Source organism: Candidatus Avelusimicrobium fimicolum (assembly GCF_021632165.1).
Classification (GTDB): domain Bacteria; phylum Elusimicrobiota; class Elusimicrobia; order Elusimicrobiales; family Elusimicrobiaceae; genus Avelusimicrobium; species Avelusimicrobium fimicola.
The window spans coordinates 1-17,155 of record NZ_JAJWTS010000016.1; the positions used below are offsets into that span (position 1 = coordinate 1).

Here is a 17,155-nt window from a genome sequence, read left to right on the forward strand (position 1 = left end):
TTACACATCCTTTTTATATTGTCCAACAAAACAGTTTTTTTCGCAAGGGCCAAAAGACCCAAAATGTTATTAATTATTTTATACTATTTTATTTTTCCCAATACACCCCGGGGGAATTTTGTATAATAAAGGTAAAGATTTTATCTTAACAGGAGAAGAGTAATGCCTACTAAACATACCGCTAAAAGCGTTTGTTCTCATCTTCAAAAGCACCGCTGCAAATACCAGCCTGTGCTTCCCAACATCCTCAAAAAAGGCCCCGCGGCCGTAAAACCCAAATTGGGTAAAGCGACCAAAAGCGTAGCCGACCAAGCCGCCGTAAAACGGATTTTCCCCAACACCTACGGCTTGCCTGAAATTACTTTTGTAAAAGGCACCAATACCGCCGCCTGCAAAAAGGCCGTGCGCGTGGGCGTGGTTCTTTCCGGCGGTCAAGCCCCGGGCGGACACAACGTCATCGGCGGTTTGCTGGACGGTCTTAAAAAAGCCAACGCCAAAAATAAACTTTTTGGTTTCTTGGGCGGCCCTAGCGGCATCGTAGAAAACAAATTTATTGAAATTACCCCGGCCTTGATGAAGGACTACCGCAATACCGGCGGTTTTGACCTTATCCAATCCGGCCGCACCAAAATTGAAACGGACGAACAATTAAAAGCCGCCAAAGACAATCTGTTGGCGAACAAAATGGACGCACTCGTAGTGGTGGGGGGCGACGACTCCAATACCAACGCCTGCGTAATTGCCGAATATTTAAAACAACAGGGTGTGGATATTTCCGTTATCGGTGTGCCCAAGACGATTGACGGCGACCTCAAAAACAAACAAATTGAAACCTCTTTCGGTTTTGATACCGCTACCAAAATTTATGCGGAACTCGTGGGCAATATTGAACGCGACGTCAATTCCGCACGCAAATATTGGCACTTTGTCCGCCTGATGGGCAGAAGCGCCTCCCACATTACGTTGGAAGTAGCCTTTAAAACGCATCCCAACGCAGTTCTTATCGGCGAAGAAGTATTGGCTAAAAAAATGACGCTCGGCCAAGTTGTGGACGATTTGGCTAAACTTATTGCCAAACGCGCCAAAGCGGGCAAAAACTACGGTGTGGTATTAGTGCCGGAAGGATTAATTGAATTTATCCCGGAAATGAAGGAACTCATCAGCGCGCTTAACGACTCGTTGGCCGAAAACGAAGCGGAACTGTCCAAAATGAACACCGTGGCTGAAAAGAAAGCCTTTATCATTTCCAAACTCCCGGCCAAACTCGCCGACCTGATGAAATCCCTGCCCGCTGGTATCGCCAGCCAGTTGATGCTGGACCGCGACCCGCACGGCAACGTACAGGTTTCCTTGATTGAAACCGAAAAACTTTTGGTGGAAATGCTCCGCACGAAACTCGCCGAAATGAAGAAGGAAGGCAAATATGACGGCAAATTCTCCGCCATTACGCACTTCTTCGGGTACGAAGGCCGCTGCGGTATTCCGTCCACCTTTGACGCGAACTATACCTATGCCTTGGGTTACAATGCCGCCGTTTTGGCACTCAACAAATGCTCGGGCTACCTTTCTTCCGTACGCAAACTGACTAAAAAAGCGCAAGATTGGGAATGCGGCGGTATCCCGCTGACAATGATGATGAACATTGAACGCCGCAAAGGTAAAGAAAAACCGGTTATCAAAAAGGCTCTCGTGGAACTCAAAGGCGAACCCTTTAAGCATTTGCTTAAAAACCGCGCCGATTGGGCCGAGTTGGACCTTTACACCTTCCCCGGACCGATTCAATTCTTCGGTCCCGACGAGGTAACTAACCTGACCACTTTCACCTTGCTCTTGGAACAAGGCAAAAAAGTGAAATAACGCATTTTATTATGCATCGAGGCGGGCTTATTAAAATGGCCCGCCTCCTCATTTTATATTCTGTGCCAGAATAAAGTAACGGATATTTTTATATGCTCCCGCGCACCCTTACAAACCTTTTGCTCCTTTGCCGGCAGGAAGATTACCCGCTGACAGGTTTGTATGCTGCCTTGGTCCATAAATTGGTGGGAGATAAAGCCCGCGCGTGGTCTGGTTTTCTGCCTAAAAAACCGGTTTTACCTCCGTGGCTCATAAAAGCACTGAATAAAGCCGACCTTTCTCCCGCAGATTTAGGATTTTTGCAAGCCCTGTTACAATCGGACGGACGTGAAAAAGGTGTTTTTTATACGCCGGATACGGTAGCCCGCCAGTTGGCCGAGCAAACTTTGTTTTATGTTTTATGCCGCCAAGGCGGCTTACCTGCCCCAACCGCACAAGCCCTGCTAAACGGCACCCAAACGGCGGGGGGCAAAACGCTTATTTTTTTAAAAAATCTAACCGTATGCGACCCGGCCTGCGGGGCTGGAAATTTGCTAATTCCTTTTGCGCAAAAACTGGCGAACCTTATCCATAAAGCCAAGCCGCAAAGGCCTTACGGGCAAATTTTAGCGCAAGTGGTCCGGCAGAATTTGTACGCGGGCGATATTTCCCGGCAGGCCATAGACACCTTTAAATTGCGCCTGGCTCTTTTAACTGACCTAACACCCCGCGATTTTCCTAATTTGCGGGTATTAGATGCCCTATCAGCAGTCAACGGCCAACCCATTTGGCAAACGGAATTTCCTGCCGTATTTACCCAAAAGAACGGATTTGATATAGTTCTTTCCAATCCGCCATACGTCGGACAGAAGAACCACCGCGCCGTTTTTGAACCTTTGCGCCAAAACCCGCTTTGGCAAGATAAAATAATGCCAAAAAGTGATTTGCTTTATCTGTTTTTTCATCTTGCGCTCAAAATATTACACCCGTCCGGCACCGCAGGTTTTTTGACCACCCCTTACTTTGCTACCGCGCAAGGGGCCACTCTCTTGCGCAAAACCTTACGCCAAAATGCGACTTTTGTGCATTTGCAGGACTTTGGCGAACAGCGCCTCTTTGCCGCGGCCGGCGGACACCACAGTTTAATAAGTATTTTTGAAAAGGGCAAAAGCGAAACCCTCTGCACCGTAAATGGTATGCCCGTTCCCCAATATGCGCTTTTTCGCGGCCCCAATGATTATCTGCTTCTGCAAACCGGGGAAAATTTAAACAAGGTGCTCGCCAAAATGGAAAAGGTTACGCGCACCTTAAAAGAGGTAGCCGCTGTTACAAACGGGCTGATGACAGGGTGCGACAAAATTTCTGCCGCCCACTTAAAAAAATTTACACTTCCCGGTATTAAAAAAGGCGACGGCGTGTTTGTTTTATCCTCACGCGAAAAAACAGGTTTAATTCTGTCCGAAACAGAAAAAACAAAATTAAAACCGTTTTTTAAAAATTCCGATATTTTTCCTTATGCGCCACGGCAGATTCCAAACCGCTGGCTGATTGATTTTTTCTATCCCGGAGATAAAAATACCGATTTTTCCCGATATCCCGCCTTGCGTACGCACCTGCAAAAATTTGCGCCCGTTTTGCTCGCACGCAAGCAAAACAACAACGGCATAGACAAAGTTTTAAAGCGGGGGGAATATTGGTTTGGCTCCGTACGGCGAAAAATGAATTTTGATGCCCCTAAACTGGCCGTGCCCCAACGCGCCCTAAAAAATACATTTGCCTATACGCCCGGTCCGTGGTATGCCAGTTCTGATGTGTATTTTATATCGGCCCCGCGCGGGGTTTCGCTATGGTATTTGCTGGCTTTGTTTAATTCTGCGCCGTATTATGCGTGGCTGTTTTACAAGGGTAAACGCAAGGGGAATTTGCTGGAACTTTACTCCGCCCCGCTAAACGATTTGCCCGTACCTTTTGCCGGGAAACAGGAACAGGCCGCACTTGAAAAACTGGCAAAGCAAATTTACACTTTAAAAACCAAAAATCAGCAGACAAATACGGAATTTTTGGAAAGCGAAGTAAACCGTCTGGCAGGTAGTGTATTGAGGCTGACAGAAACCGAATTGGCCCGATGCGTAGAGTTTTTACGTCGTCAAACCGCCAAAAAAGATATAATTTAACAAACCCTTTCAAGGACTTTTTTATGAAAATTAGAAACCTCTGTGCTTTTGTACTTATTAACTGGCTGGTGTGGTGCATTTTGTCCCTTTTTTATTTTAAAACAGGCGGCTTTTCGGGCGATTTTTACGGAAATCTCTTTACGGTATTTTTTATCCCGGGGCAAATGTCGCTCTTTGCCGCAGGGCTTTTTATATTATCACTTCCGTTCCGTTTAATCGGCCCGCGCGCACTGCAAGCCGCGGCTACCGCGTGGGGGGGATTTTTCTCACTTTTTTTTGTACTGGACATTATCGTCTATTCCCAATACCGCTTTCACATTAGCCCTGCGATGTTGGAACTGTTTTTTGGGCCGGCCGGGCGGGAAATCTTTATGTTCCCGGCCGCTACTTGGGTAATGGCATTTGCGGGGCTGGTTATTTTGTTTGCAGCCGCGTGGGGTCTGACGCTAATCAGCAAAAAAATCACCTTGTCCAATAAAGCCCTCGTTTGGGCAAGTGTATTTTTGGTAATGATTTTATTTGCATATAACGGTTTATTTGCGTGGGCCAAGTTTATGATGGTTCCGTCCATTACCGCCCAGCGGGACAGACTTCCGTTCGCCAATCCACTTTCCGCCAACCGCCGCCTGCGCAAAATGGGCTTTGAGCCTAAACGCGAGCCGTATGCGCTGCCCGCACGCGGGAAATTAGCCTATCCGCTAAATACGCTTTCCTGCTCGCCGGATAAAAAGCAAAATGTGCTTATTATTTTGGTAGAATCGTGGCGCTCTGACAGTTTTACGCCCGAGATTATGCCCCGTTTGACCCAATGGAGCAAACAAGCAGGAGCCCATTATTTTGCCAACCATTTAAGCGGCGGAAATGCCACCGAAGCGGGCGTTTTTTCACTCTTTTATTCAATGCCCTATGCCTATTGGAACGATTTTACCAGCCGCCACCTGCCGCCCGTTTTGGTTAGCGAGGCGCAAACCCTGGGCTATACTCCCGCCATTTACAGCAGCGGCAAATTAAACAGCCCGGCCTTCCACCAAAATATTTTTGCCGCTATCCCCAATTTGCGCCTGGAATCCAAGGGCCAAACCAAATGGGAAAGGGATATAGATGCCGTAACGGATTTTGAAACCTTTTTAGATAAACACGACCCCAAGACGCCGTTTTTCGGTTTTGTATTTTTAGATGCCCCGCACGGCAGTGATTCACCCAAAGAGGACCAAATTTTTAAACCCGCCGGAGAAGCGATGAATTACCTGCTTTTAACTAAAAACACGGATCCCACCCCGTATATGAACCGTTATAAAAACTCTTTGCACTTTACCGATAAAATGATAGACCGCCTGCTGACGGACTTACAAAAGCGCGGGCTTTTAAAAAACACTTGGGTTGTATTGACGGGAGACCACGGACAGGAAATTAACGATACGCGCAACAATTTTTGGGGCCACAATAGTAATTTTGCCAAGTACCAAACGCACGTTCCGCTTTTTGTGTGGAGTCCGTCCGGCGCGCCCGCCCAAACGCTCACCTACCGCACTAACCACTATGACGTTGCGCCCACGGTTTTAACGCATGTTTACCATTGTGCCAATCTGCCGGCTGACTATTCTATCGGCCAAGACTTGTTTGACAGCACCCCGCGCCCGTTTAGCATTATTTCCAGTTACACCAAAAAGGCCGTTCGGACCGGGGACAAATTAACGGTAATGGATGCTTACGGAAACTTGGAATTTTACGACGAAAACTTTACCCCTATTGCGGACGGGGCAGACCCGGCCCAAATCGGGGAAGCGTTTAAAACCTTTGCCAAGTTTTACAAATAACTTGAAACGCGCCTAAAATTTGTGCTATAAATTAAGTAGTTGTTTAAAGGAGAAATTATGATTAATAAATATTTTTTGGATGTTTTTAAAAACCATTATGTAGATTTTAAAGGCCGCGCAACCCGCAAACAATATTGGCTGTATGTATTGTTTACGTTTATCGCCTTCTTGATTCTTGCTGCGGTGCTTAGTTTCTTTGGTAAAACCGGCCAAATTATTTTTAACTTGTGCCAGTTGGCTATTTTCTTGCCGTCCTTGGCTATTTTGGCCCGCCGCTTGCACGACACCAACAAAAGCGCGTGGTGGCTTCTTTTGAACCTCGTGCCTTTTATCGGTGGTCTTGTGTTGTTTGTTTTTGCCGTGCTTCCCAGCAACGAAGGCGAAAACCGCTTCGGGCCCGCCAATAACTAATTTATAAAAATACCGCTCCTACGGGGGCGGTATTTTTTTGTCCGAAAGGCTATGAGAACTTACCGTTTGGTTTTAGCGCTTGTTTTGTTGGCTCTTGTTTTAACAGGGGCCTATACGGCTTTTATGTATGTATATACCGAGCAAAAATTCACCTTGCCGGAACTCTTAACGGAGCCGTCCGATTATACCGTGGGAACGTCCGCCAAACAAATTTTATTTCTGCACCAAGTCAACACCCCGCGCCGCGCCAAGAAAAAAGAAGATAAATATTCCGGCTTTGAACTGGATTTAATGGCCGTGCCTGAAAAGAACGATAAAAAAATTTATGTGGCGCACGATGAAAAACAACTAAAAAAACACATAAAACCGGATGATATTTTTTCAGCCTTGCGTGCCCCGGCGGAAAAATATTGGTGGCTGGATCTCAAAACGGACCTCACACAAACAGATATAGACTATATTTTACATACTGCAAAGGCTTATCATATTCCTACGGACCATTTGTATTGGGAAACACAACCCGGTCCGACGGCCCGCCTTATTAAAAAAAATAAACTCAACTTACTTTTACAACTACCGGAAGGCTTTGAAAATGATGAGCAAAGTGCCGCAAAACGGAACGCTATCAACGAAGCGGCCCTAAAAGAGTGGCAAGAATATAAACCTGCCGCCGTGTCGGCCAGTTTCGGCAAATATACCTATTTAAAGGCGTATTTTCCGCACTTGCCCAAGGCTATCTATTATTCCGCCACCATACGCCCCAGCCTAAAAAAAACCTTTATGAAACGCCATATGGCCGGGGACCCTTCGGTACAGATTTTTATGTTAGATGAATATACTTTCTAGGAGTTTTTTATCATATGCACACAAATATTACGCGCGGGCAAGCGCTAAACCTGCTGAAAAAATACAATCAGGAGCCTTTTCACCGGTTGCACGCACTGACGGTAGAAGCCGTAATGCGTTATCTGGCAGTACAATTAGGATATGCTGACGAAGCAGAATTTTGGGGCTTATGCGGGCTGTTACACGACATAGACTTTGAAAAATTCCCGCAAGAACATTGTAAAAAAGCGCCTGAACTGCTGGCGGAAATTAAGGCAGAGCCGGAACTCATACGCGCTGTTTGCAGCCACGGCTACGGTATTACCGTGAACGTCAAGCCGGAACACGAAATGGAAAAAGTGCTTTTTGCCACAGACGAACTGACCGGGCTTATCGGCGCGGCGGCCAAAATGCGCCCCTCAAAAAGCACGCAAGATATGGAAGTTTCCAGTTTAAAAAAGAAATTCAAAGACAAAAAGTTTGCCGCCGGCTGTTCGCGCGACATCATCAAACAAGGGGCTGATATGTTAGGTTGGCCCTTGGAAGAACTGTTTGAAAAGACTTTGTCCGCTATGCGCGAAACGGAAAAAACTGTGCAAACCGAATCGGAGGAACTTACCAAATGAACTATTTAATTAACCCGTTAAAACGGCTATTTGACTTTAAGGGCCGCGCCAACCGCAAGGAATTTTGGCTTTTTATGTGTTGGTATATTGCCCTGATGCTTGCCGCCTGGTTTATCGTAATGTTTCTTTGTATGGCTATTGGCGTTATGCTGTATAGCGATCCGGGAAGCCAAGAAGGGGTAGGCTGGATTGGCTGTATTATTTGTATTGTCGGCTCCTATTTAGGAGCATTGCTTTTGCCGCTTTCCCTGCGCACGCGCCGCTTGCACGATATCGGGATGAGCGGCTGGTGGCAACTTTTGCTGTTTGTACCCTACTTGGGCGGGCTTGCGCTGTTTATCTGTATGCTACTCCCCGGGACCGAGGGGGAAAACCGCTTTGGGGAACAACCCCGCTAAAAAGGGCGGCCTAAAAGCCGCCTTTTTTAATGTTTTATAAACGTACAAATAATCGTTCCTAATAGTAAAGCGGTAAGCGTAGTCCACACATACCGCCAATAATGGTAAGACAGCCAAACTAATCCCGCCCCCACTGCGCCCGCCACAACAAAAGCCACTACGGCGGCCCACGGAAAGGAACTTGGGGTGGTTTCGGAATTCAGCGCACCCGCTACCAAAAACACCAAACCAACTAATAGGCCTGCCACGATACCGCTCCCCAAAGCGGAAACCTCAAAAGGAACTTTCCAATAATGTAGCCCCCTAAAAAATCCGCACAGCACCAATACGCCGACCAAAAGCCCAATCCAAGGGAATTCTTCCAACCATTCCAAAAAATCATCAAATATTGTCATAATTTCATTTCCTTTTCCAACTCAGTAAAAAATTCTGTGGCCTTCATCGGGTAGTACAAATCTGTAATGCTCCCGGTAAAGGCGGAGGCTTGCGGGTTAACCTCTATAATCTGCGCGCCGAATTGCTTGGCGGTAAGCGGCAGACTGCAAGCGGGCATTACCTGCCCTGCCGTGCCCACAATTACCATTACATCAGCATTTTGGGCCATTTCCAAGGAATTTTGGTAAGCCTTAACGGGGATACCCTCGCCATAAAACACAAAATCGGGTTTTAGCACCCCGCCGCAAAAGCACAGCGGGGGAACATCGTCTAAATTTACATCTTCTAAATTATATTTCCGCCCACAGGACAGGCAGGATAGCGTTTTAATCGTTCCGTGGAATTCCTGTACGTTTTTAGATCCCGCCTTTTGGTGCAGGCCGTCTATATTCTGAGTAATCACTCCCTTTAACAGCCCTTCTTGTTCCAATTTGGCAAGCACTTTATGTGCCGCGTTGGGGTCGGCCTCGTCCATATCGGTAAAAAATATTTTCTTCATTTCTTCCCAGGACTCTTTGGGGTGGGTTTCAAAAAAATTAATTTCAATAAATTTTGGGTCGTACTGGTTCCACAAGCCGCCAGCCCCCGTAAAAGGCGCAATACCGCTCTCTACGCTAATGCCTGCCCCGGTAAACGCTACCGCATAGCGGGCATTTTTTATTACTTTTACCGCTTCTTTGATAGTTGCCATAAAAATATTGTACTTATTTATCCACGGAAAGGGGGGATTTTTCAGCAGCCTTGATTTCGGCGAAATATTGCGCCGCTTGCGTGGGCTTTACCTGTATCCGGCGGACCTGAGCCACACGACCCGAAGCATTGTATTGCACTTGCGCGGCTTTGTATTTTTTTCCGTGGCGCGCAATAATTAACCAAGCACCTTGCCGGATGTTCCCCGGCAAAACCGCCCCGCGGGAATAAATTTCGTCCGATGCTCCCAAGGAAACGGCGGCAGTGCGGGTGGGTTCGTCCAAAGCGTCTGCCTGACGGACGCTTTCGTAAAGCATTGCCTTGGCGGTGGGCGAAGCAGGCGTAAGGCTCCACCTCTCCACTAAGCCCGGGCGCACGCGCAATTTGGTGGGGGTATTTTTCAATACCTTCTGCACCCCAGACACAAAGGTTACGCCGTCCCCGCAAAAACTGGTAAAGGTGCGCGGGGTGTGCGTGTAGCGGTCCAAAAGGGTAATCATCCCGTCCACTTCGCTGCATCCCAAGGGGTCGTACAAACGCTTCATTATACCGGAAACAGGCGTGGCGGTTTTGTACAGCGGGTCCACTCCGGAACCCGTGTATTCGTCCGCCAGACCAAAGGCGTGGCCCATTTCGTGCGTAACCGCCGCCAAATAAGTGGGTCCGTCATAAGAGTACAAACGGTTTAATATCCACAAACGGCGTTGGTCGTCCGCCGCATAGGCGCCAGAAGCCACGCGCGATAATATTTTAGGAGCGTCCGTTAAGATATTTTTTTGCTCGGCGGAAAGCCCGGCTTGCGAAAGGTTTTCGTTATCATTTGGAATACTGGCGTAGTGCGTTTGCAGACAGATAAAGGGTTTGGCGGGGGACATTTGCTCGGTATAAAAAGAAGAAGTTTTATGGAAATGGCCCTCACAATAATTATTAGACACCAAAATCGTAATATCAGCCTCTTGCGCATTTTTGCGCGCCAGAAAGAACACCCCGGCCGCCGGGTGGTTGGATAAATCGCACGGAACTTCGGTAAATTGCGCACTTTTTAAAAGGGGAATAATATCCGCAAATTCCTTACTTCGTCCTGCCGCTTCTATATGCAGGGCTACACCGCGGGTCCACTCATTAAGGGCGGCCTGCGTTTGGCGCGTCAGGTCCGAAAGAGGGGCGGAAATCGTTTCAAAATCTCCCTTTTGCAGGCAATAGGTAATAGGCTGTTTTTTAACCAGTTTGTCCGCTAAAAACACCGCCCGTTGGGTGGATACATTTTCCAAATGCCCAAACGGAGCCGCCGCGGCGAACACGGGCAAAAACAAAGCGGGCAAAGCAAAAAGGAATTTCATAAATATAGTATATCTGCCTGTTATCCCAAGTGCAAGGGCCCAAAGACCTAATTTTGTTTAGGCCCTCAAAAGGCCGGGCGTATGGAAATACACCCGGCCTGCCTGATTTAAAAATAGACCCAGAAGTTTATCTACCGGAGCCTATTCCAATACAAAGAGAAATTACCTTTCATCCTCCAACTCCCAGCCTTGCGACTCCAACGATTTGCAAATGGCATATCCTTCATCCGTCTCAAATGCGCAACTTTTACTCCATGCCGAAGTAGATTGCTCCTTTTCATTAAATAAGCAATAAGTTTGTTCATCCGATTTTTCGCGACAAATGGATATGTAACAAGAAGACCCAGCACACCACACATCATATGAAAAATCTTTTCCGTGGCAACGGTCTTCTCCCGACTGGCAATTTGCCAACTTTTCCACGTCCACATCCAATTCGGCACTAGCAACGCCGGAAGGATGTCCCACCAGTTCCACACGGCTGTATCCAGCCGCCAACACATACGCATCCACCGCCTGCCGCAACGGCTGAAACAAAGAAAATGCCTGTGCCATTCTGCTTTTTTCCACCGCTTTTGTATATTGCGGAAGTGCCACCGCTGATAAAATGCCAATAATAAGCACCACTACTAATAATTCTATAAGCGTAAAACCTTTCATTTTTTTCTCCTTTTAAGGCCTTTATATTTGAGCAAAACAGCCTTTTATACGCATTTTTATATGGCGGATACATCCGGGTACGACCACCGCTCAATATCAAAATTTTAACAAAAAAAAAAAATGAAACAACCCCTTTACAATAAACAACGAAAAAACAATACAACAAAGCCGTTATAAAATTTGGAGGTCATTCTGAACTTGTTTCAGAATCTACATCTTGGGTAGTTTATTAAACAAAGGAAACAATATACTCAAATACAACAACACAATCGGTAGTTCCTGAAACCTATCAATAGCCCCCCACAGAAAACACTACGGGGTGCCGCCTAACGGTATGGGCGGCAATTTCGGAAATCTGTTGTTGCGAAACGACGAGATCCCGGAGCCCTACGGGCCGCCCAACCTGCCAGTATAACTTTGTTAAATAGCCACACCCACAAAATAGGCCGGGCGTATGGAAATACACCCGGCCTGCCTTGCGCTAAAACAGGCGCGCCTGTTAAATGCTTACCAGCCCGCGTGCAAAGACATATACCGCCGTCAGCGCAAAAAGCACTAAAAGTGTGCAAACCACCTTTTCGCCCGGTGTAAAAATATTCCCGTCATCAGTTTGCTGGCACCGCGCCCAAATAAATACGGGCACCCCCAACGCCAAAAAAATCACCGCCAGGAACAAATATTTAAGCCCTGCCGCATACACCAGCCACAAGCCGTAAAACGTCCCCAAGGTGGACGTAAACAAAGCCGCCGCCCGGCCCGTTTTACTGATTTGGGCAAATTCGCCGTCCTCGGTCATCTTCCACAAATAAGCCGTACTTGCCAAATACGCGGGCAGCACCATTACGCTGGTAATGGAAAGCATTGTATTCCAAGCGTTGCTTGCAAAATATACCATTAAAATAGCCAGTTGCATAAGCGCACTTGTAACCCACAGGGAAACAGCCGGCGCCCCATTTTTATTTTGCACGGCAAACTGTTTTGGAAAAGTACCGTTTTCCGCCGCCGCGGCGGGAATTTCGGCGCAAATCATTGTCCACGCCAGCCAACTGGAAAGCACCGCAACCAACAGGCCGATATTCATCACCCACGCACCCCACGGGCCGACTACTTTTTCCAGCACACCCGCCGTAGAGGGGTTGGCAATCGCCGCCAGTTCCTCTTGCGATAAAAAACCAAACGGCAAGATCGAAAGCCCCAAATAAATAACCAAGCATCCCAAAAAACCTAAAAAAGTGGCTTTACTGACAGCCGCTTGGCTTTTAGCCCTGCCGGACAGTACAACTGCGCCTTCTATACCGATAAACGCCCAGAGGGTTACCAGCATTGTGCTTTTTAACTGCGCGCCCAAACTGCCCAAGGTTTTGCCGTCTTCTGCAATATGGCCCCAAAAGTTAAAATCAAATTTATCCAAATGGAACACAAAAAGCATTATAAGACAAAACAGCAATATCGGCACCAACTTACCCACCGTGCCGATAACGTTTAAAATAGCGGCTTGGCGCACCCCGCGCAACACCACAAAGTTAAACACCCATATCAGCACCGAACCGCACACAATGGATAAAAGATTATTTCCGCCCGCGAAATACGGCGGAAAAAAATAATTCAGCGCATCCATTGTAATTACGGCAAAACCCACATTGCCAAAAATTTGGCACAGCCAATAACCCCAGCCAATCGTAAACCCCACATACCGCCCAAATCCTTCGCGGGCGTACATATACACACCGGAGGTTAAATCCGGCTTTACGCGCGACAATATGCTAAATGTATTGGCGATAAAATACATCCCGATACCCGTTACCAGCCACGCAATTAACACCGCGCCCGCACTGGCCCCGGCGGCCATATTTTGGGGGAGGGAAAAAACGCCTCCCCCGACCATTGAACTGATTACAATACAAGCCAGCCCGATAACCCCCAACTTGCCGGCAGTTTGTTTGTTTTCTCCCATATATCCCCCAAAACCGTTACAGGTTTATTTTACGTTTACAGGTTCTGCAAACTTAAAGTTCAAAAAGCCCATTACCGTTAAACAATACGCAAACGGCTGGGTGATATTGACGTAGTTGTGCCAAATTTGGAACTCGCTGTGCTTTTCCACGCCGCGTATTTTCAACTCGTGCCGCAAAGATTTATTGAGCCACATATGCGCGTGTCCCTCGGCTATTTCGTCATCAATGGGGGTATCAAAATATTCCACATATTCAGCCGCCCAGCCGCCTACCAAATTGCCTTTTTTGTCCTTTCCCCAGCACACGCCGACACCTGTGGCAATAGCCTTGTGGTCCTCTATGCGTGCGCCGTTTCCGGCCATAATCACTTCCAGCACCGCCCCGTGTTTAAAGTGGGAAGCCACCTTGTCAACGGGCAAAATATTGCCGTAAAGTTCCTTGGGCAGTACCGATGTATAAGGCACTACGTTAAAATTTTCTATCTTTGCTTGCAAAAGTGCCGAATCATAGCAAAATGTTTCAAACGGCTGGGGCGGAATACCGTCTGCCGCCTGCCCGGCCCCGCCGGAAATAAATGCCAAAGTTGGATAACGCGTTCCCAATACTAAATTATTTTCCATAGATACATCTCCTGTTTTTAATTTACCCCACTACAACATTATGGTTGTACGCAACCCGGCCACCGTTACGAACTCCTTGTCCGGGTTGGAAGCGGCCCGCGGATAAAACTGCACATCCGGAGTAACCGTTATAAATTTGCCAATGCCCCACACCCATTGGGCTTCCAAAACAACCTCACCCGAACGCATATAGGGGGGATAACCCATCCCTTTTTTACTCAGCCGGTTATACGCGGCCCCGATGATAATAGCGTCTTGCGTGTTGCGCTCTAACGGATTTAACCACGCGGCCCCCGCGGCATACGAAAGTTTGACAGGCGTAGCCCCGCCGGAGGAGCCGTTAGCCCGCCCGAAAAACGCTAATTTTTCGCTCATATTTTGCTGCATATTTACGGACCAGCCGTTTACATTTTCTTCCTGTCCCTCTACGGACGGCTGATAATAATACATCACGCCGTACTGGCCGGGATTGCCCGCAAACTCTGGCGCCCATTGGACTGCACCAAACCCGGTATAAGCCCCACGGAACGCATCTTTTACGCGCAGTTGCGCACCGGAAAGATTAGTCGCATCCTGATAGCCGGCGCTGAGTGTCCACGCGCCTGCTTGCGCCTGCATATACGCGCCGAGCGAGGCCGACGGATACGCAGACGACGCATTTTGCGCCAAGGAATAGTTCATTAACGCGGTTTGTTGGTTTGCAATATATTCCGTACCGTCAAAGTTATACAGCGGAAATTGCCCCAACGTAACCGACAGCCAGTCCAGTTCCCCAGGCAACGTATGCGTATAAGTCAGTTGAGAGAAGATTTCCTGGTTGGAGGAATAATCATTAAACGCTACGGCTGTTTTCACGCGATTTTGTATCGCGGCGGCCGAAGTTCCCCAATAGCGGATAAGATTATAGTTGAAGTTCACTTGGCCCGAACCGAAAGACGAATCTTTAAACAAGGACCAAGTAAGGTACGGGTAATAAATACCCTGCACCGCCGTCTGTTTGCCGGACGGGGCGCCGCGCTGCAAGGTGTAGGAAATATCGGCGCCTGCTTGCAGGCCGAGTTTATCTTGCAGCAGTTGTTTTAGTTTAATGTGCCCCAACCGGCAATCAGCGGATAAATCCTGTTCCAATTTTTGCCGGGAGGCAAGCCGCTGTTCGTGCTTGGCAGAAAGCGGCGCGGTATTTTGCGCGTTGGCGGCGGTAAAGGCTAAAATAAGCCCTGCCGCCAGTACGGTTTTTATACAGTTCATTGTTTACCCCCGTAAACGTTTCTGAACAAATTTAACGGATTGGTATCCGTCTTTGTTACAGTAGCAATACAGGCAAATTTCCGCAACGCCAAAAACAGATTAGTTTAAAAAGTCTCCGTCTGTGATATTAAAAAAACTAACCCCTTTTACGCGGTATAAAAAGTTTTTTAACTGGAAAAGCCTTTTTTGGGGTACAATATATTTTCAAGGGGGGAAATTTTTATATATGCGACATCTTTTTGATTTTATTGACCCAATGCGAAAAGGCCCGCTTTTTCACCGCTACGGTTGGAAGGGGATTTTGTTTATTATGGTGGCAACAGCCTTATGTTATGCGTGGTTTAAAGGGCCGCACCATTGTCCGTTGGCGGGGATATTTTGGTTCTTTACTATCGGCATACACGAGGCCGGACACCCTATTTTCAGGTTTCTTTCCGGCGGAAATTTTATGTGGTCCATTTGGGGCGGTACACTTACCGAAGTAGGGGTACCGTTACTGGCGTATTTTTGTTTTTTGCGGCAAGGCAAAGAAATCCAGGCCGACGGCTGCCTGTTTTTACTTGCAGTAGCGTTTTATAGTGTGGGGCATTACACGGGGTGCAGTTTGGACCCGGTAATCACCCTATTAAACGCGGGGCCGGAAACGCTGCCGGACTGGGACTATATGCACAAATGGCTGGGAACCGAGGGGTACGAATACCAAATGCGCCAAGGGTTCTACCTGTTGAGCGCGTTTACCACCGCGCTAGGCACTTATTTATTTGCCACGCACTTTTGGGAGTGGAACAACCCCGACAAGCACAATTTTAACAACGATAACGACGGCTTGGACCGCTTTTTTATCACTAAGTAAATTACTTTTGGGGTTCTACGGGGGAGGATTTTTCACCGGTGTAAGCGTATCCCATAGATTTAACCAATTTTGCGTTCTTGGCGGTAAGCGGCACGCCGTACAAGTCCACAATGCGCTGGGCCACGGGCAAAAAAGCCCCGTTGTCGCCGTCTATATGTTCGCGGGCGATACGCACCTTTTCCGCCGCCTGCTTAACTGCCATTTCGGCCTTGGCGAAATTTACTAAAAATTCGTTAAATTTTTCCACCAGTTTTAAAATATCCTCTTTAAACCCTTCCATATAAGTATGTTGGCGGTCTATATCCCATAATTTGGACACCAATTTAAGCGTACTCATCAGCGACGTAGCCGACACGAGCGCAATATTATGCTTCCACGCCTCGTCCAAAATCTCAGGCGCGGCCTCTACGGCCGTCAAAAGTGCGCTTTCCGGGCAAACGAACATCAAGGTATAATCCGGTTGTATTTTTTCGCTTTGCGCCTGTTGCAAGGCGGGGTACTTTTTCGCGCTCAAATTGGCAATCGTATTTTTGATATCCTTTACATGTTCCGCAAGCAGGGCGGCTTTTTCCTTAGGGTCTTGTGCGTGAAAATAGGCCGCGTAATGGTTGAAAATGGTCTTGGCGTCCAACATCAGCCACCGTCCGCCGGGCAAGGCGATTTTATAATCTACACGCTTGCTCGTGTTGCTATCCGTTACTTGCGGGAAATAATCCACCCCAACCTTTAACCCGGCCACTTCTAACAAACGTTTGACGGCTTCCTCTCCCCACGCGCCGCGCATAATAGATTCGCCCTTAATGGCACTCGTTAAATGAACGGCACTTTGGTCAATTTTTTCGGTGGATTTGATTACATCAGTCAGTCCCTTTTCCAGGCGGGCCTGTGCAGCAATATTTTGCCGCTCCAAATCCGCCGCCTTTTTGACAAAGTCGTCCAAATGCTGGGATAAAGGGCGCAGAAGTTCGGTATTTTTGCTTTCTAATCCCTTGGTTTTATCGTCCAAAATTTTGGAAGCCACCTCGGCAAATTGCGCCTGATAAGTACCCGCCAAAGATTTAAAATGCTCCTCTACTAATTCTTTTTCCCGGCGGACGGAATTTTTTTCTTCCGTCAGTTTAGTGTTTTCCACCCGCAGGTCGGCATTTTCCGCACGCAACTTGGCAAGTGCGCCGTTATTCCGGGCGGCAAACAGCAGGCCCGCCAACACGGCTCCCGCCAAAAATCCCCATACCATATACATATCAAAATCTCCTTTTGTATTTGA

The 17,155-nt window shown here is 47.7% G+C and carries 16 protein-coding genes; 8 read left to right on the forward strand and 8 right to left on the reverse strand.

Annotated features, from left to right (window positions below):
* Positions 1-162: 162 nt before the first annotated feature.
* The 7 genes from ACQY2K_RS06310 (at position 163) to ACQY2K_RS06340 (ending at position 8,087) form a co-directional block, all read left to right on the forward strand.
* On the forward strand, positions 163-1,857 hold the full coding sequence (locus ACQY2K_RS06310; RefSeq protein WP_177748823.1) for a diphosphate--fructose-6-phosphate 1-phosphotransferase: 1,695 nt from the start codon (positions 163-165) through the stop codon (positions 1,855-1,857).
* A gap of 92 nt (positions 1,858-1,949) precedes the next feature.
* Entirely contained in the window at positions 1,950-4,010 is a 2,061-nt protein-coding gene (locus ACQY2K_RS06315; protein WP_428041150.1) for an Eco57I restriction-modification methylase domain-containing protein, read from the forward strand.
* Positions 4,011-4,033: 23 nt separating this feature from the next.
* Positions 4,034-5,827 (forward strand): sulfatase-like hydrolase/transferase, encoded by a 1,794-nt coding sequence (locus tag ACQY2K_RS06320; protein ID WP_428041151.1) that lies wholly within the window; start codon positions 4,034-4,036, stop codon positions 5,825-5,827.
* Between the two features lie 57 nt (positions 5,828-5,884).
* On the forward strand, positions 5,885-6,238 hold the full coding sequence (locus tag ACQY2K_RS06325) for a DUF805 domain-containing protein (protein ID WP_428041152.1): 354 nt from the start codon (positions 5,885-5,887) through the stop codon (positions 6,236-6,238).
* Between the two features lie 51 nt (positions 6,239-6,289).
* Positions 6,290-7,084 carry a hypothetical protein gene (locus ACQY2K_RS06330; protein ID WP_428041153.1) on the forward strand — a complete coding sequence of 265 codons (795 nt, stop codon included), beginning with the start codon at positions 6,290-6,292 and terminating at the stop codon, positions 7,082-7,084.
* A 14-nt stretch (positions 7,085-7,098) separates the two neighbouring features.
* Positions 7,099-7,689 (forward strand): hydrolase, encoded by a 591-nt coding sequence (locus ACQY2K_RS06335; RefSeq protein WP_428041154.1) that lies wholly within the window; start codon positions 7,099-7,101, stop codon positions 7,687-7,689.
* The gene (locus ACQY2K_RS06340; protein WP_177748812.1) at positions 7,686-8,087 is read left to right on the forward strand and encodes a DUF805 domain-containing protein; all 402 of its coding nucleotides are present in this window, start codon (positions 7,686-7,688) and stop codon (positions 8,085-8,087) included. The genes ACQY2K_RS06335 and ACQY2K_RS06340 overlap by 4 nt, the downstream gene beginning before the upstream one ends.
* Positions 8,088-8,113: 26 nt before the next feature.
* Here the strand turns inward: ACQY2K_RS06340 and ACQY2K_RS06345 are convergent, their stop codons facing one another.
* From ACQY2K_RS06345 to ACQY2K_RS06375, 7 genes are all read right to left on the reverse strand, one after another.
* Positions 8,114-8,482 (reverse strand): hypothetical protein, encoded by a 369-nt coding sequence (locus ACQY2K_RS06345; RefSeq protein ID WP_428041155.1) that lies wholly within the window; start codon positions 8,480-8,482, stop codon positions 8,114-8,116.
* Positions 8,479-9,213: an SIR2 family NAD-dependent protein deacylase gene (locus ACQY2K_RS06350; protein ID WP_428041156.1), complete on the reverse strand. Its 735-nt coding sequence runs from the start codon at positions 9,211-9,213 to the stop codon at positions 8,479-8,481. Before ACQY2K_RS06350 ends, ACQY2K_RS06345 begins: the two co-directional genes overlap by 4 nt.
* Positions 9,214-9,226: 13 nt before the next feature.
* The gene (locus ACQY2K_RS06355; protein WP_428041157.1) at positions 9,227-10,552 is read right to left on the reverse strand and encodes a hypothetical protein; all 1,326 of its coding nucleotides are present in this window, start codon (positions 10,550-10,552) and stop codon (positions 9,227-9,229) included.
* A 162-nt stretch (positions 10,553-10,714) separates the two neighbouring features.
* Complete coding sequence (locus ACQY2K_RS06360) at positions 10,715-11,212, reverse strand: pilin (RefSeq protein WP_428041158.1); 498 nt, start codon at positions 11,210-11,212, stop codon at positions 10,715-10,717.
* Between the two features lie 499 nt (positions 11,213-11,711).
* Positions 11,712-13,166 carry an amino acid permease gene (locus ACQY2K_RS06365; protein WP_428041159.1) on the reverse strand — a complete coding sequence of 485 codons (1,455 nt, stop codon included), beginning with the start codon at positions 13,164-13,166 and terminating at the stop codon, positions 11,712-11,714.
* A 24-nt stretch (positions 13,167-13,190) separates the two neighbouring features.
* Positions 13,191-13,787 (reverse strand): pyruvoyl-dependent arginine decarboxylase, encoded by a 597-nt coding sequence (locus ACQY2K_RS06370; RefSeq protein ID WP_177748804.1) that lies wholly within the window; start codon positions 13,785-13,787, stop codon positions 13,191-13,193.
* A gap of 30 nt (positions 13,788-13,817) precedes the next feature.
* The gene (locus ACQY2K_RS06375) at positions 13,818-15,035 is read right to left on the reverse strand and encodes a carbohydrate porin (RefSeq protein ID WP_428041161.1); all 1,218 of its coding nucleotides are present in this window, start codon (positions 15,033-15,035) and stop codon (positions 13,818-13,820) included.
* A 226-nt stretch (positions 15,036-15,261) separates the two neighbouring features.
* On the opposite strand from ACQY2K_RS06375, the gene ACQY2K_RS06380 reads away from it, so the two are divergent.
* On the forward strand, positions 15,262-15,888 hold the full coding sequence (locus ACQY2K_RS06380; protein WP_428037380.1) for a hypothetical protein: 627 nt from the start codon (positions 15,262-15,264) through the stop codon (positions 15,886-15,888).
* A gap of 1 nt (position 15,889) precedes the next feature.
* Here ACQY2K_RS06380 and rmuC read toward each other — a convergent pair whose 3' ends face one another.
* Positions 15,890-17,131 (reverse strand): DNA recombination protein RmuC, encoded by a 1,242-nt coding sequence (gene rmuC, locus ACQY2K_RS06385; RefSeq protein ID WP_428041162.1) that lies wholly within the window; start codon positions 17,129-17,131, stop codon positions 15,890-15,892.
* Positions 17,132-17,155: the final 24 nt, after the last annotated feature.